The organism is Hymenobacter sp. NBH84 (assembly GCF_014217645.1).
In the GTDB taxonomy this organism is placed as follows: domain Bacteria; phylum Bacteroidota; class Bacteroidia; order Cytophagales; family Hymenobacteraceae; genus Hymenobacter; species Hymenobacter profundi.
In genome coordinates, this window is the sequence record NZ_CP043644.1 from 2,438,914 (window position 1) to 2,454,269 (window position 15,356).

At 59.9% G+C, this 15,356-nt stretch carries 12 protein-coding genes; 3 read left to right on the forward strand and 9 right to left on the reverse strand.

Annotated features, from left to right (window positions below):
* The first annotated feature begins 130 nt into the window (after positions 1 to 130).
* From F1C16_RS10200 to F1C16_RS10210, 3 genes are all read left to right on the forward strand, one after another.
* Positions 131 to 1,639, forward strand: a complete 1,509-nt coding sequence (locus F1C16_RS10200) for a circularly permuted type 2 ATP-grasp protein (protein ID WP_258048867.1) — start codon at positions 131 to 133, stop codon at positions 1,637 to 1,639.
* A 101-nt stretch (positions 1,640 to 1,740) separates the two neighbouring features.
* The gene (locus tag F1C16_RS10205) at positions 1,741 to 2,676 is read left to right on the forward strand and encodes an alpha-E domain-containing protein (RefSeq protein WP_185280559.1); all 936 of its coding nucleotides are present in this window, start codon (positions 1,741 to 1,743) and stop codon (positions 2,674 to 2,676) included.
* Positions 2,677 to 2,838: 162 nt separating this feature from the next.
* Entirely contained in the window at positions 2,839 to 3,813 is a 975-nt protein-coding gene (locus F1C16_RS10210) for a transglutaminase family protein (RefSeq protein ID WP_185280560.1), read from the forward strand.
* Between the two features lie 189 nt (positions 3,814 to 4,002).
* Here F1C16_RS10210 and thiL read toward each other — a convergent pair whose 3' ends face one another.
* The 9 genes from thiL to F1C16_RS10255 form a co-directional block, all read right to left on the reverse strand.
* Positions 4,003 to 5,031: a thiamine-phosphate kinase gene (gene thiL / locus F1C16_RS10215; protein ID WP_185280561.1), complete on the reverse strand. Its 1,029-nt coding sequence runs from the start codon at positions 5,029 to 5,031 to the stop codon at positions 4,003 to 4,005.
* Between the two features lie 153 nt (positions 5,032 to 5,184).
* Positions 5,185 to 6,228 carry a hemin-degrading factor gene (locus tag F1C16_RS10220; protein WP_185280562.1) on the reverse strand — a complete coding sequence of 348 codons (1,044 nt, stop codon included), beginning with the start codon at positions 6,226 to 6,228 and terminating at the stop codon, positions 5,185 to 5,187.
* 115 nt (positions 6,229 to 6,343) lie between these two features.
* On the reverse strand, positions 6,344 to 7,144 hold the full coding sequence (locus tag F1C16_RS10225; RefSeq protein ID WP_258048868.1) for a heme ABC transporter ATP-binding protein: 801 nt from the start codon (positions 7,142 to 7,144) through the stop codon (positions 6,344 to 6,346).
* Positions 7,145 to 7,334: 190 nt separating this feature from the next.
* Positions 7,335 to 8,429 carry an iron ABC transporter permease gene (locus F1C16_RS10230; protein WP_185280563.1) on the reverse strand — a complete coding sequence of 365 codons (1,095 nt, stop codon included), beginning with the start codon at positions 8,427 to 8,429 and terminating at the stop codon, positions 7,335 to 7,337.
* Positions 8,430 to 8,643: 214 nt separating this feature from the next.
* The gene (locus F1C16_RS10235) at positions 8,644 to 9,474 is read right to left on the reverse strand and encodes a hemin ABC transporter substrate-binding protein (RefSeq protein WP_185280564.1); all 831 of its coding nucleotides are present in this window, start codon (positions 9,472 to 9,474) and stop codon (positions 8,644 to 8,646) included.
* 98 nt (positions 9,475 to 9,572) lie between these two features.
* Complete coding sequence (locus tag F1C16_RS10240; RefSeq protein ID WP_185280565.1) at positions 9,573 to 10,208, reverse strand: HmuY family protein; 636 nt, start codon at positions 10,206 to 10,208, stop codon at positions 9,573 to 9,575.
* A gap of 48 nt (positions 10,209 to 10,256) precedes the next feature.
* Positions 10,257 to 12,389, reverse strand: coding sequence for a TonB-dependent siderophore receptor (locus F1C16_RS10245; RefSeq protein ID WP_185280566.1), 2,133 nt, complete (start codon positions 12,387 to 12,389; stop codon positions 10,257 to 10,259).
* A 243-nt stretch (positions 12,390 to 12,632) separates the two neighbouring features.
* Positions 12,633 to 13,307 (reverse strand): LEA type 2 family protein, encoded by a 675-nt coding sequence (locus F1C16_RS10250; RefSeq protein WP_185280567.1) that lies wholly within the window; start codon positions 13,305 to 13,307, stop codon positions 12,633 to 12,635.
* Between the two features lie 267 nt (positions 13,308 to 13,574).
* Positions 13,575 to 15,317, reverse strand: a complete 1,743-nt coding sequence (locus F1C16_RS10255; RefSeq protein WP_185280568.1) for a M3 family oligoendopeptidase — start codon at positions 15,315 to 15,317, stop codon at positions 13,575 to 13,577.
* Positions 15,318 to 15,356 lie beyond the last annotated feature (39 nt).

Below are 15,356 nucleotides of genomic sequence, written 5' to 3' on the forward strand. Positions count from 1 at the left end.
TATTTAGATAAGTTGAGGCGCCTTACTGTTTGTTATTTTCGTGGAATTATCGTCACTTTTTTATGAATATCTCTTTCCTTCGACGCACTTCCTTAGCGGTTTTTCAGTAGTTTGCCGTACTACCTGACGCGTGGGTGCCCTTTCGGCCGATTGTGCACTGCCCCTACCCTACCGCCTACCTATTCTGTGTATGAAGGACGATTCGCTACTAAAAGCCTACCAGGAACAGCCGCAGGTGTGGGACGAAATGTTTGGGGCCGACGGCATCAGGCCGGAGTATACCCACTTTGTGACGGCCATTGAGAACCTGCCCGCCTCCGAGATGACCCGCAAGGACGAGCTGGCCAAGAAGCTGTTTATGAGCCAGGGCATCACCTTCACGGTGTACAGCAGCGGCGAGGGCATCGAGAAGATATTTCCGTTTGATATTATCCCGCGCATCATTCAGCACCGGGAGTGGCTGCACATTGAGGCCGGCATCAAGCAGCGTCTCCGCGCCCTCAATATCTTCCTGAAAGACATTTACCATCAGCAGTTTATCCTGAAAGATGGGCTGATTCCGGCTTCGCTGGTGTACTCGTGTCCGCAGTTTTTGCGCGAGATGATGCACGTAGACGTGCCCCACGACATCTACACGCACATTGCGGGCGTGGATTTGATTCGGGACAACGACGGGCAGTTTTACGTGCTGGAAGACAACCTGCGCACGCCCTCGGGGGTGTCGTATATGCTGGAAAACCGCAGCATCACATACCGCATCTTCCCCGACCTGCTGCCCAAAAACAACGTGCAGCCAGTGAAGGACTACCCCGATCTGCTCTACCGCAACCTGTTGGCCCTCGCCGGCCGCCAGGATAGCGACGCCACGGTGGTGCTGCTCTCGCCGGGCATTTACAACTCGGCCTACTTTGAGCACAGCACGCTAGCCCGCCTTATGGGCATCCGGCTGGTAGAGGGCCGCGACCTGATTGTGCACAACCACTTCGTGTACATGAAAACCACCAAGGGCCTGCAACGCGTGGACGTGATTTACCGCCGCGTCGACGACGAGTTTCTGGATCCGCTGGCGTTCCGGCCCGATAGCGCCCTGGGCGTGTCGGGGCTGTACTGGGCCTACCGCAAGGGTAACGTGGCCATTGTAAATGCCATGGGCAACGGCGTAGCCGACGACAAGGCCGTGTACAGCTACGTGCCCGAGATGATTCGGTACTACCTCAACGAGGAGCCGATTCTGAAGACCGTGCCTACCTACCAAATGGCCGACCCCGACTTGCGCCAGCTGGTGTTCAGCCAGATGGATCGCATGGTGATTAAGCGTACCAACGAGTCGGGCGGGTACGGCATGCTGATTGGCAGCGCGGCCACCGAAGAGCAGATGGACGACTTCCGCAAGGCCATTCTGGAAGACCCGCGCAGCTTCATCGCCCAGCCCATCATCAGCCTGTCGTCTACGCCGTGCTACCTCAACGGCGTGCTCCAGCCCCGCCGCGTGGACCTGCGCCCGTTCGCGCTCTACGGCCCCTCCGGCATCGACATCGTGCCCGGCGGCCTCACCAGGGTAGCGTTGCAGGAAGGCTCTTTGGTGGTGAATTCCTCCCAGGGCGGCGGCAGCAAAGACACGTGGGTGCTTGGTGAGTAGGATTTGGCTGTTAGCTATTGGCTGATAGCTGTTAGCTTTCCTTCAACTCCTGCCACACTACTTTTTCAAATACGAGCTAGCAGCTAACAGCTTACAATATTATGCTTAGTCGCGTTGCGGATACGATTTACTGGTTGGCGCGCTACATGGAGCGCACGCAGTCGATGCTTCAGGTGATTCGCACGAATTACATTGCCTCTCAAAACGAAATCTATGATTTCAATTGGCGGCCGTTTTTGCAGCTCTACGGTGACCTTACGCCGGACGAGCTGGCGCAGCTGGACGGCCACTCTACCCCCATTCTGACGCACCTGGTGTTGGACCGCAACAACGGCGCCTCGGCCTACCGCAACATTTTGCAGGGCCGCGAGAATGCCCGCGCCGTGCAGGACCACATCACCAAAGAAGTGTGGCAGTCGCTCAACGACTTTTACCACGTTATCCGCGACCCGGAGGTAGGGCAGCAAATCACCCACGAAGACCCCATTTCGGGCCTGGATACACTGCTGCGACAGGCGCTGCTCTATGCCGGCACCGTGCAGCACACCATGCCCCGCGACGAGGGCTACGCCTACCTCGGCATCGGTAAGTGCCTGGAGCGCGCCATCCAGACCACCGACATTCTGCGCGTGCGGTGGGCCACCGTGAAGGAGTACGCCGTGCACCCACTCGATGCGCCGGCCCTGCGCTACCTGCTGTACTCGCTGGTGGGCTACGAGCAGTATATCAAGACGTATAAGGGCACGTTTAATACCGATAACGTGCTGCAATTCATTGTCTACAACACACAGTTTCCGCACGCGTTGCTCTACAGCCTCGATCAGTTGGCGTATTACTTCGGCCGCCTGCAACCCGAGAGCCTCCCCGAAAGCCACGCGCACGTTGCGTTTCTGATTGGCAAAGTGCGCACGGCCGTGCGCTACAGCCGCCTCTCGGCCCAAGAGCCCGAGCAGCTCACCAGCTTCCTGCTGCAAACCCGCCAACAGCTGCTGGACGTAGCCAGCGCGCTGAACACGTCTTATTTTGGGTATAACTAAATCTATTTAAGCCACTCGAAAAAGTCTGTCATCCTGAGCGGAGCGAAGGACCTTCTCACGTGAGAACGAGTCGTTGTTTCGATTGCCTTTCAACGTGAGAAGGTCCTTCGCTCCACTCAGGATGACAGACTTTCTACTTCCTACCCTCCTATCCCTACCCCCATGCCTGCCTATACCATCAAGCACCGCACCCGCTACGCCTACGCCGCGCCGGTTATTGACTGCGCCAACCAAGTGATGGTGTACCCCCTATCCGATGACCGGCTGGAGGTGAAGAAGCACGAGTTGATTATCTCACACGCCCCAGAGGTGGAGGTTTTCACCGATTATTTCGGCAACCAAGTGGGTGTGTTTTCGGTGATTGCCCCGCACTCGGAGCTGCTGATTGACTCGCTGGCGGAAGTGGTGACACATCCCATCCAATTCCCGATGGACGAGCAACCGGCCCCCGAGCAGTGGCAGCACCTGCGCGCCCTGCGCGGCGACGCCGAGTTCTTCGACTTCCTCACCCGGGAGCCCTCAGCCGCTACCGAAGCCATTCGCGCTACCCTGGATACCGTGGTGAACCGCACGGAGAAGCCGCTGAAAAATGCCTTGGTGCTGTCGGAATACGTCTACGACCACTTTGCATATCAGCAGGGCGTGACCAACGTGGAAACGCCCACCGAAGAAATCTGGCGGCTACAAGCTGGTGTCTGTCAGGATTTTGCGCACATCCTGTTGTTTATGCTACGCCTCTACGACATTCCGGCGCGCTACGTGAGCGGCTATATCTGTCCCAAGGACGAGGGCGTGCGCGGCACCGGCGCTACCCACGCCTGGGTGGAGGCTTACATTCCGTTCTACGGCTGGCTGGGCCTCGACCCTACCAACAACTGCATCGTGAATGATGGCCACGTGCGCATGGCCATTGGCCGCAATTTCATGGACTGCACCCCTGTGAAGGGCACCTACAAAGGCACCAGCGCCCACCGCCTGGAGGTGTCCGTGCACATCGAAAACGGCACGCCTCTGGCTGCCCCTACCCCCGTTGAGCCTATCTACATGCAGGAGGTAGCTGCGCCTATATCCCCCGTCAACTCCTACCGCAAGTATCTGGATTTGCAGCAACAGCAACAGCAACAGCAACAACAGTAGCAAAGGGGCTAATAACCAGAACGTCATGCTGAGCGTAGGCGCAGCCGTAGCCGAAGCATCTCTACCGTGAGTAATTCCTGCCGATTAGGATTACCATTGCGATAGAGATGCTTCGACTACGGCTGCGCCTACGCTCAGCATGACGTTCTTTTTTTTCGCCGTTCTGGTGACAGGCGCTTTCCCTACCCGCTAGAAATGCTTGAAGCCTTGCGCTTGCAGGGGCACTGCCTGGCCGGCTTTGGTGATGAGGTTGGCACCTTCGCTCTGGGGCACCATGTGGCCGATGATGGTGATATCGGGGTGGTTTTTGATTTTGTCGTGGTCGGCGAGGGGCACCGTGAAGAGTAACTCGTAGTCCTCGCCACCGTTGAGCATGCACATAATAGGGTCGAGGTTGAATTCCTCGGCTACTTCCAGGGTAGGGTTGGCGATGGGCAGATTTTCGGTGAAGATGCGTGCCCCTACCCCGCTGGCCTGGCACAGGTGCAGGGTTTCGGAGGCTAGCCCGTCCGAAATATCAATCATGCTAGTAGGCATGATGCCCAGCTCGCGCAGCTCGTAGATGATGTCCATGCGGGCCTCGGGCCGGAGCTGGCGCTGCACCACGTAGCTATACTTTTCCAGCTCAGGCTGAAACTCGGGGTCGGCTTGCCAGGCTTGTTTTTCGCGTTCCAGCACTTGCAGGCCCAGCAGGGCGCCGCCCAGGTCGCCGGTTACGCACAGCAAGTCGTTGGACTGGGCCCCGCTACGGCGCACGGCTTGGCCTTGGGCTACCTGGCCCAACACTGTTACGCTGATGGTGAGGCCGCCGCGGCTGGCGGTGGTGTCGCCGCCTACCAGATCCACATTGTAGGCCTCGCAGGCCAGGCGCATACCTTCGTACATTTCTTCAATGGCCTCCACGGAGTAGCGCGCGCCCACAGCAATACCCACTACAATCTGGGTAGGCGTGGCGTTCATGGCCGCCACATCCGACACATTCACCGCCACGGCCTTATAGCCCACGTGCTTCAGCGGGCAAAAGGTGAGGTCGAAATGCACGCCTTCTACCAGCAGATCGGTGCTGATAACAGTATCCTGCCCGGCAGTTGGGCTCAGAATCGCCGCGTCGTCGCCGATGCCGAGCGTAGTGCTGGGCTGACGTAGGGTAATGGTTTGCTGGAGGCGGTTGATCAGGCCAAACTCGCCGAGGGCGTTCAGGGGGGTAACGGAACTCATAGGGCAGAAATCTTGAAGAAGGTAGGGCCAGCCGTTTGGACATTGGATTGCCCAAACGGCCCACGCACTGGCAAAGGTAGCCACAACACGCGGCCGGACCAGGGCGTTTCCTTCTACGCAATGGCCGGCACCGGTGGCGCCCCGTGCCCTACCCTATTTCAACCCCGCCACCAGCTCGCGCCACGCGTCCTGCTCCGGAATACCCGGCTTGCGCTTCCCGAAAAACAGCAGCAGGTTGTTGCCCTGCGCATCAAATAGCTCCAGCGAGGTCACAATACCGTCGGTGGTAGGCTTTTGCACCACCCAGCTTTCGGCCACATCCTCGGCTTTGAGGTGTAGGTTGAAGTTTGGGTCGAGCACGTTCAGCCACGGCCCCATGGGCACAATGCGCTGCACGGGACCGGTATGAATCTGGATGCAGCCGCGGCTGCCCACAAACAACATAATGGGCAGTTGCGCCGCCGCGGCTGCATGTAGCGCTTGCGCTATGGCGTCGTTTCCTACCTGGCGCACCAGCTCGGGCGGCCCCAGGCGCAGGGCCTGCGTGCGCGTCACGCCGAATTTGCGCAGCAGCCCGAAAAACGCGTGCGTATCGGGTAGCGCCCGCCACGCCGCCCGAAAGCCTTCCACGTCGATGGTATCGTCGGCAGCCTCGGCGGCGGGGGTAGGCGCGGGCTCTACCGTCACGTCTGGCGACTGGTTTTCGGCTGTAAACTGGGTCACCAGCTCGTCGTAGGCAGCACCATTACTGTCTTCGAGGAGGTAGATTTTGTGCACGGCCTCGCCGTCGTTGGCAAAAAACTGAAGGCTGCGGCGACCGTCTTCGCTCACCGCGAAACCATGCTGCCAGTGCATCAGAAACAGGCGCAGGTCGATGTCTTCGCCCAGCACCAGACCCATGGGGCCATTTATCGATACGTCGAGGTAGGGACCTTTGCGCTCGTGTACCACGCTGTTGTTGCGGGTGAGGGCCATCACGCGGCCCAGGGTAGGCACTTGCTGAAGAATGTTCGAAAACTCGGCGCGCAGGCGCGTTACGGGCGCGTCGGGCTGGCCGGTGCACTGGGTCGCCAGCAGCTCCATTTCGCTCACGCCCAGGTCGTCGGCAGCATTGCGAATACGGTTTTTAGGATGTTGCTGGCGGTATTCGGCCCAGCGTTGGGCGAGGGTTTCAGTTGAAAACGTGATGGTTGACATAGGCAATGGTGAAGTTGTGAGTTTGTGAAGTTGTGAAGTATCGGCCTTTCCTGTCTTCGTGTGTCATCCTTCGCTCCGCTCAGGATGACACACGAAGACAGGGCTCATCCCCACCCTACCAATTCACCGTAGGGCACGGTACAATGAGCGGGCAATCGTGATGAGGATGCGGCACGAGCTGCACGGGCAAGTCGAAGCCGGCAAGGATGTTGGCAGCCGTCAGCACCTGGGCAGGCGGGCCGTAGGCCAACATCTTTCCTTGATGCAGCAACAGCACCTGATCGGCAAACTGCGCGGCCAGGTTCAGATCGTGGAGCACGGCCACTACCCCAAAGCCCTTGCCTACCAGCTCGCGGGCCACGGCCAGGGTGCGGTGCTGGTGGTGCAGGTCGAGGCCGGTGAGGGGCTCGTCGAGGAGTAGGTAGCCGGGGTCGGCCTCCCACACCTGGGCCAGCACCCGCGCCAACTGCACCCGCTGCTGCTCCCCACCCGAGAGCGTGGGGTAGCTGCGCTGGGCCATGTCGGTTAGGCCTACCATCGCCAGCGCCGCCCGCACCACAAAGTGGTCGTGGGCGCTAGGCTGCCCCCGGAAACGTGGGTAGCGGCCCATCATCACCAGTTCCTCCACCGAGAAAGCCAGCGCCAGCGTGTGCTGCTGCGTGAGTACCGCACGGTGCCGCGCCAGCTCGCCCGGCAGCTGACTTGCCAAGGGCTGTCCCCGAAACGAGACACTGCCGCCGCTGGGTAGCAAGTCGCCGCTGAGTAGGCGCAGCAGGGTAGATTTGCCCGCCCCATTGGCTCCTAGTATCACCATCAATTCGCCGGGGCGGGCGCGGAAGGAAACCTGTTGCAGCAGGATTTTTCTCCCGATTTGATAGCTTATATGTTGTACGTCGAACATGGGTAGGGATTTCAAAAATTGACGTTAACTAAGTCTATAACACTTGTATATTATAATGATTATCAACCAGTAACAGGACGTTATTTTTACTAACTAGTGCACGATGTAGAGACGCATATTTGCGTCTCGTCGTCCGCGCCGTATGGCCGAAATCGTTCAACGACGAGACGCAAGTATGCGTCTCTACATCGTGCAACAACCAATGCTAAAACAGCCGGCGCTTTTCGCGAAGCAGAATCACAATGAAAGCCGGCGTGCCCAGCAGGGCCGTTAGGATACCGATGGGCAGCTCGGTGGGGGCCGCTACGGTGCGCGCCAGCGTGTCGGCCAGCGTGAGTACCGCCGCGCCGCCCAACGCCGAGCCCAGCAGCACGCCCCGGTGGTCGGGGCCGGCCACTAAGCGGACCAAGTGCGGCACCACTAGTCCCAGAAAACCAATGGCACCCGCCACCGCCACCGACGTACCCACGGCCAGGGTGCTGAGCACGATGAGCTGACGCTTGAGCGAAGCTACTGGCAGGCCCAAGTGGGCGGCCGGGCCTTCGCCCAATGCCAACAGGTTCAGTTGTTTGCCTAAGCGGGGCAGCCACAGCAACGGCACCACCAGAAAAGGTAGGATACTCAGGATAACAGGCCACGAGGCGCCGCCCAGGCTGCCCAGCCCCCAAAACGTGATGCTGCGCAGTTGAGCATCGGTGGCCACGTAGGTGAGCAGGCCGGTGAGGGCACCCGCCAACGCGTTGATGGCAATGCCCGCCAGCAGCATGGTACTGACCACGGCCCTACCCCCTTCCTTCGAGAGCTGATACACAACCAGCGTGGTGCCACACGCGCCCACAAACGCCGCTACCGGCAGCAGATATAGCCCCAGCCACTCGCCTGCTGTCTGAAACAGTGTGGCTTGCAGCACAATGGTAGCCACCGCTGCCAACGACGCCCCCGCCGATACGCCAATTAGCCCCGGATCGGCCAGGGGGTTGCGGAACAGGCCTTGCATAGCCGCTCCTGCCAATCCCAGGCTAGCGCCTACCAGCACACCCAAACAAGCTCGCGGCAGCCGGATAGCCCACAGCACAGCCTCTTGTTGCGGCTCAAAACCAAGCGTTGTCGACATGCCCAGCTTCGCCAGGAAGATACCGAGCAGCGCCGTTGGGGCAATGCGCATGGCTCCGGCTCCTACACTTATTACCACAGCCGCTACCAGTAGCACCGCCGCGGCTAGCAGCATCAATCGGCGGCGGGTAGCCGTGCTGGTGCGGGTAGGCACGGTAGATACAGACGGAGCAGCGAGGGTAGGCATAGGAAAGGGTAGTAAGTGGAGTTGTTCTGGTGTGGGCCTCCCCCCGGCCCCCTCTTCGAAGAGAAGGGGTGCCAGACGTTAGCGGTTGGCTGCTGGCTAATGGCTCTTACTTTATCAAAAGCCACTAGCAAACCGCTAGCACCTTAATCGTTCGGCTCCCCTCTCCTTTTCGGAGAGGAGCCGGGGGGTGAGGCCCACACCAGAACAATGGCATCTATTTCGTCAAACGAGCCAGTTCGGCGGCCGCCTGGCCCAGGCGCGGCCCGAAGCCCGTGAGCAATTGGCCGTCCATCTCGATGATGTGGCCGGTGCGGCCGGCGGTGGTTTGGGCCACGCCGGGCACTTGCAGCAGGCCCGCTTTGCCGCCCAAGCTCTCCAGGCCGCTATCGAACAGCAGCAGGTAGTCGGGATTGGCGGCCACCAGGGCTTCGGCAGTGAGGGGCTTGAAGTCAGAGAAGCCAACAGCCGCATTTTGCCCACCGGCTAGCTGAATCACCTTTTCCACCGAGGTACCCTGCCCGGCCACCATCATGGTGCCTGTGCCGCGGGCGTACACAAACAGCACTTTGGGCGCTTTCGTGGGCTTTTGCACCTTCGTGAGGTCGGCGTCGAGCTTCTTGGTGAGAGCCGGCACTTGGGCCGTGGCGCCTAATAGAGAGGCTACCTCTTGCACCAGCTTCTTCGTGCCGGCCACCGAATACTCCTGCTTGAATAGCTGCACCGACACCCCCGCCGAGCGCAGCTGCGAGGCCACTTCCGGCTTTATCGACTCCGTAGTGCCCAGTATCAGGGTAGGGCGCAAGGCCAGCACACCTTCGGCCGAGATGCTGCGCGTGTGCCCTACCTTGGGCAGCTTGGCCAACGCGGCGGGGTAGGTGCTGGTCACGTCCACGCCTACCAAATCGGCTTGGTGGCCCAGGTCGCACACCATTTCGCTGATGGTGCCGCTCAGCGACACGATACGGGCAGGCGCGGCGGCCTGCCCCAGTTTGGTAGCGGCCAGCAGCAGAAGTAAGAAGAGCAGCTTCAAGATTTGCTTGGGCATAAAGGGTAGGGCTGATTGGTTGATGATTGAGTTGTGCCGGCACCAGGCAGGTAGGGTTAGCGCTCCATATCGCCGCACCTACCCACCTAGACCGGACTTTATTTCAGGTTGCGCGAGCCGTCGGGCTGGTACATATAGCGGAAGGTATAGCAGCCGCTGGGGCTGGCAGCGGTAGGCGTGGCGGGCGCGTCTTTGTAGTAGCTCACCACTTCCATCTTGGCATATTTGCCATCGGCAGTTTGCAGCATGATGACTTTGCCAGCAATGGGCGTAATAAGGTGCGTGGTAGAGTTGTAGCTGTACCAGCCATTGCCCGAGCCCGTCGGAATGGCCTTGCCGGTGTTGGTATCCTGCTTGTACCCCGTGGCGGGCGCTTCGGTGATTTCCGTAAACAGCCCATCCACCACCTGAGCGCTACCCTTGCCAGGGCCACTGGTGCCGCCGTTTACCAGAATAGTGGTACTGCGCACGGCAATGTCCCACTTCGTGGAAGCTGAGTCGGTGTAGGACACTTCTTTGCCAGTAGCCAGACTGTAGAAGGCGTAGTGCTTGGGCGTGGCGGGCTGGCCGGTGCTGGTGGTACCACCAGCGGCAGGCATTAGGTTGCTGGCGGTTTTCACTTCCAGCGCAGGCGCCACGGCATTGGTATCGTCTGAGTCGTCGGAGCAGGCGGTCAGGCCCAGGGTGGCCGTGGTCAGGGTCAGCAGGGCAAAACGGGAGAACAAAGCATTCATCAGAAAGCAGGGTATAGTGATTAGGAAAGAGAAATCGTTGAGATACCGTTACTTCGCCCCGATAGCCACTACCAGGCTGGCGTAGTACTGGCGGCCCGGCAGCGTGCTGATGTTGGCCGCGTCGGTGAAGTTGAGGGCGTTGTCGATGCCGGCTTGCACGGTGTAGCGCTGGTGCAGGGTTTTGCTGGCGGCCACGTTCCAGATCCAGTAGCCCGCTACGTATTCGTTGTCGGCGTCCAGAACCTGGTTGCCGTTGCGGTCCTGCAAGCCGTAGCGCCCCCGGTAGATACCGCGCAAGCTGGCCGAATAGCCGCGCCGCATGTCCTGATAAAACAGCTTCACATTGCCGGAGTGGCGCGAGCGGTTATACAGGCCACCGTAGTCGCCCACGGGCACCCGCTCGGTGGCGAGGGTAGTCGGGTCGCGGCGGTAGACTTCGCCGGCTTTCAGGCGTTCTACCACGTCCTTGTCCTTGGCAATCAGGTACTGATAACCACCGCTCAGCGTGAGACCCGGCAGCAGTGGGTAGCTGGCTTCCGCCTCCGCGCCCTGGGTATAGGCCCGGCTCACGTTGCGGTAAGAAAACACCGATTGCCCGTTGGTTTTTTGCGCCACGGCCGCCGTTTCAATCAGGTTTTCAAGGTCGTTGTGAAAGAAGTTCACCGTTAGGTTCAGCTTCTTGCCCGGCGTGAGCTGCACGCCCACATTGTATGCGCGGGAGCTTTCGGCGGTGAGGCCGCTGGCTTGGTCGAGCAGCGTTTGGTTGATGAGCAGTTCGCCCGTAGCCGCGTCGCGGGCAATCTGGTTTTGCTGCGCCAGCTGCGCCACCTTCTCCCCTACCTGGTGCGTACCGAACACGCTATACCCTACCACCGGATTGGAAAAGTTGAGGTAGAGCTGCCGAAAATCCGGCGCCCGAAAGCCCCTACCCGCCGAGCCGCGTACCGCCAGCCACGGCCGCACCTGGTAGCGTCCCGAAAGCTTGGGGCTGAGCTGCCCCTGGTATTGGCTGTGCCCATCGTAGCGGGCACCGGCCACCAGGTTCAGGCCCGGCACCGGCGACCAGTCGTCCTGCACGAAGCCGTAGCCCGAGCGCATCCGTTGGCGCTGGTCGTAGCGGGTGGCTTCCACGATTTCTGTGAGGAAGCCGCCGCCTACCGTAAGCAGGTGGCGCGGGTGCAGCTGCCAGTCGAGCTGCACCTCGGGACGGGTGAAGGTCTGGTGGAAATAGCTGGCGTCGTAGGGCGCGCCGGTGGCCGTGTAGGTGTAGTCTTCGCGGGTTTGGTAGCCGGCGTAGTAGAAGCGCGCCGTGCCAAAGAGCTTGTCGGAGAATGTGTGGGTCAGCACCGGATTCACGCTGTAATCCGTTTGCCGGCCCGCACTACGCACGTCGGCCGTAGTACCGTCTTCGCCCGTCACGGGCATGGTGCTTCGTTGATTTTCAATGAAATACCTTCCCGACACACTCAGGTTTGTGCGCTCCCCTACCTTGTAGGTGAGGCGCGACTGGCCTGTGTAGCTGGCAAAGGGCGGCACCGTGGCCGTGCCGCTTGCGGGTTGCAGGGTATAGCCTTGGGAGCTGTAGCGGTTGCCGAAAACCGTAAGGCCCAGCCGCTCGCCTTTGGTATTGAACGTACCGCTCAAATCGGTGGTCTGGTTGGAGCCGTAGCGTAGGCGCACATCGCCGCGGGTGCCGGGCTGGGGCTTTTGGGTGATGATGTTGACCACACCCGCCAGTGCCTCCGAGCCCCACAGCGCCGAGGCCGGCCCTTTCACTACCTCTATCCGCTCGATGTTGCCCACCGCCAGCCGCGACAACTCCAGCGTGCCGGCCGTGCGACCAATCAACGGCTCACCGTCCACCAGAATCAGCGTGTACTCGGGGTTCAGGCCTTGCAGCTGCACGCCCCGACCGTGGTCGGCTACTAGGGTAAGGCCGGTTTGCTCGCCCAGCACATCGTTGAGGCGCAACGAGCCCATAGCCTGAATCTGGGCCTTGCCTACTACTGTCACCGGAATCGGCACTTCGGTCAGGGACTTTTCGGTGCGGGTGGCTGTCACCACTACCTCATCCAAGGTGCGCCCCCGGAGCCGGGCCGTGTCTGCTGGTGCTACCGGCCGCTGGGCCAACGTGGCCAGCGGGGTAATCAGCAAAAGCAGACAAAGACGAGCGCAGGGCATAAAGAAAGAAGCAGTTGCGAATGCGGGTTGGATTCTCGGGACTATTCCGCCGAATAGCCCCGATGGTCACCAAACCACTGTTTAGAAGTATTCTAAACAGTGATGCAAAAGTATGCTTCAAAGTTTCAGATGCAAGTCTTATTTAGATTTTATTTAAATAAATAAGTATACAGTACATACAAAAGCCGGCCCGAAAGATCGAGCCGGCTAGGTAGTGCAGCGTAGCCTACAAGAGTGCTACGGCTACGGGCGTGTGTTTAACGAATCACGCTTCTCTATGGCGTCAATCAATTGACTGGCAGTAAATTCCTTACTCAGATTGATGTAGCCTGCAGGTGTAATACGGCGGCCATTGTTGGTAACGAAGGTAGGGCGCACGCGCATGGTCAGACGTACGGGCTGACGGTCGCGGTCTGCAAAGCCCAGCACTAGGTCGGCCAGAGCTTCACCCGACTCCTCCCTCAGAGCCTCGCGCAAATTACTTTCCACCGTGATGGGTGCCAGGGTAGTGCCACCGTTGGGCGCTACCTCAATCCGTTGCGTAGAGCGGCCTTTGGCTACCTGCTTACCGTCGATGAGGGCAATGTAATCCAGCTCATTCAGGGCAGCCATCTCAGCATTCGGATTGCGGATTTCTAGATTCACTAGCATGCGCAGGGGCAGGTTGCCGGCGGCATAGGCAGCGGCCAGACGGGCCTTGTCCACGGTGCTCAGGTCACTGAGCTGCCGGATTTGCATGATGTCGATGCCGGCCACGGTGGCTTGCTGCACCGATGCCAGGCGAATCTGGGCATTCTCGAATGCTTTGGCTTGCTGCACCTGTTCGGAGATGCCGCAGCCGGTGAAATTCAGGAGCAGAAGCAGGCTCAGAACGGCCAGCGGGAAACGGTGTTTGGTGGGGTAAGGTAAGCGCGACATATAGAGGGGCGAACGGGTGAGAGTTGACTAGCTATACCTGTTACAGTTTCAACGAGTTACTATTTAGCCTCTTGTAGTGGCTGAAAGGCTGTCGATCAGGAAATTTCACGCCTGCTATGCCTTGCGAATCCGTTCGCCCAAAAGCCCTTATCCAACCCGCTACACAGGTTTTCATACTGGCAAGGGGTTCCGAAATCACCCCCTAAAAACAAGCAACGCCCACCTTGCGCAAGGTGGGCGTTGTCGTCAGCAGTAGTTTGTGAGCAGTTAGAGCTTCGCCATTTCCTCGCGCACGAAATCGGCCAGACTGCGCAGGTATTCGGTGCTGAAATCAAAACGGATACCGGCCGCCTCGTAAATCTCGCCAATGGGCGCGGTGTAACCCAGCGCCAGCGCACGCTTGTACGCATCCAGGCCTTGCTGTGCGTCTTGGCGGTAGTTGCGCCACACGGCAATGGCGCCCAACTGAGCCATAGCGTACTCAATGTAGTAGAACGGCACTTCGTAGAGGTGCAGCTGCTTCTGCCAGAGGTAGGGCTTGTAGGTATCGAGGCCCTGCCAGCTCACGGTGCGCTGGTTGAACTCGTCGAATATCTCCTTCCAGCGCTGATGGCGCTCGGCTTCGGTATGCTGCGGGTGCTCGTACACCCAGTGCTGAAATTTGTCGATGGTGGCTACCCAGGGGAAGGTTTCCAGCACGCCTTCGAGATGGGTACGCTTGGCGCGGCGCAGCTCGTCGGGATTTGGGAAGAACTCGTCCCAGTAATCCATGCTCATCAGCTCCATGCTCATCGAAGCCAACTCGGCCACTTCGGATGGCGGGTGCTTGTCGGCCGAGAGGGGTAGGCGGCGCGTGAGGAAGGAATGCACCGCGTGGCCGCCTTCGTGCAGCAGCGTCACCACATCGCGCAGGGAGGCGGTGGCGTTCATGAAGATGAAGGGCACACCCGTTTCATCCAGCGGGTAGTTGTAGCCGCCCGGCGCTTTGCCCTTGCGCGACTCCAGGTCGAGGTGGCCCATCTGGCGCATGGTGCGCAGGCACTCACCCAGGAAGGGGTCGAGGCGCTGAAACACGGTAATGGTCTTTTCCAGTAGCTCCTCCCCTGTTTCGAAGGGTCGCAACGGTGCTTTGCCGGAAGTGTCCACGTCCAAGTCCCAGGGCCGTAGCTCGGGTAGGCCCAGGTCTTGCCGGCGCTCCAGGTCGAGGTCGTCGATGAGGGGCACCACGGTTTCACGGATGGCGCGGTGGAAGTCGAAGCAGTCCTCGGCCGTGTAGTCGAAGCGGCCCAGCGCCGCAAACATATAGTCGCGGAAGTTGGCGAAACCAGCATTGCGGGCCATCTGGTCGCGCAGGTCTACTAGCTCCGTGAAAAGTTGGTCGAGGGCTTTGGCATCCTGCAAGCGCCGCTCCTGAATGGCCTGATAGGCCGTTGCGCGCACGGTGCGGTCGGTGCTTTTGAGGTTGTCGGCAGCGCGGGGTAGGGTTATTTCCTCCCCATCCAGGGTCACCGTCATGGCGCCTACCGTGGCCGCGTACTGTTGCTGCTTGGTGCTGATTTCGGTTTTCAGCGGAATGTTCTCGGCGCGGTAAATGTCCAGCGCCTGCCGCACCGAGCGCAGAAACACGCGGTAGCGGTCTTGGTTTAGCTCCGGCAGGTAGGGCGAGGCCATAAGCTTTTCGTTGAGGGCGTGGTCGTAGGGCGCGGCTTGCGGCTCCACTTCGTTCACGAAGAACTGAAATGCCTCGGCCCGCTCCTGGCTCTGCGTGTCCGACGTCATGCGGATATAGCGCCACGCCAGGTCCTCACTCAGCACCGATTCCAGCTCCGAGCGGTCGAGCAGCCAGTTTTCCAACTCCTCAGCCGAAGCAATGGTCCGGTCGCGCAACTCTTCGAAGTACGATTCCAGCGAGGCCCAGTCTGTTACCGCAAACGTCTCGGGCAGGTAACGGCGCGCGGGACGCTGCGTATCAGTTGCCAACTCATGTGCCGGCGCAGGAGCAATATTCATAGTAGGTATCTTATCGTGATTCGGAAGGGAAATAAGCCC

Coding starts and splice junctions, on each gene's coding strand:
- F1C16_RS10205 (WP_185280559.1), top strand. CDS start 1,741: ATGCTTAGTCGCGTTGCGGATACGATTTACTGGTTGGCGCGCTACATG.
- F1C16_RS10210 (WP_185280560.1), top strand. CDS start 2,839: ATGCCTGCCTATACCATCAAGCACCGCACCCGCTACGCCTACGCCGCG.
- thiL (WP_185280561.1), bottom strand. CDS start 5,031: ATGAGTTCCGTTACCCCCCTGAACGCCCTCGGCGAGTTTGGCCTGATC.
- F1C16_RS10220 (WP_185280562.1), bottom strand. CDS start 6,228: ATGTCAACCATCACGTTTTCAACTGAAACCCTCGCCCAACGCTGGGCC.
- F1C16_RS10230 (WP_185280563.1), bottom strand. CDS start 8,429: ATGCCTACCCTCGCTGCTCCGTCTGTATCTACCGTGCCTACCCGCACC.
- F1C16_RS10235 (WP_185280564.1), bottom strand. CDS start 9,474: ATGCCCAAGCAAATCTTGAAGCTGCTCTTCTTACTTCTGCTGCTGGCC.
- F1C16_RS10240 (WP_185280565.1), bottom strand. CDS start 10,208: ATGAATGCTTTGTTCTCCCGTTTTGCCCTGCTGACCCTGACCACGGCC.
- F1C16_RS10245 (WP_185280566.1), bottom strand. CDS start 12,389: ATGCCCTGCGCTCGTCTTTGTCTGCTTTTGCTGATTACCCCGCTGGCC.
- F1C16_RS10250 (WP_185280567.1), bottom strand. CDS start 13,307: ATGTCGCGCTTACCTTACCCCACCAAACACCGTTTCCCGCTGGCCGTT.
- F1C16_RS10255 (WP_185280568.1), bottom strand. CDS start 15,317: ATGAATATTGCTCCTGCGCCGGCACATGAGTTGGCAACTGATACGCAG.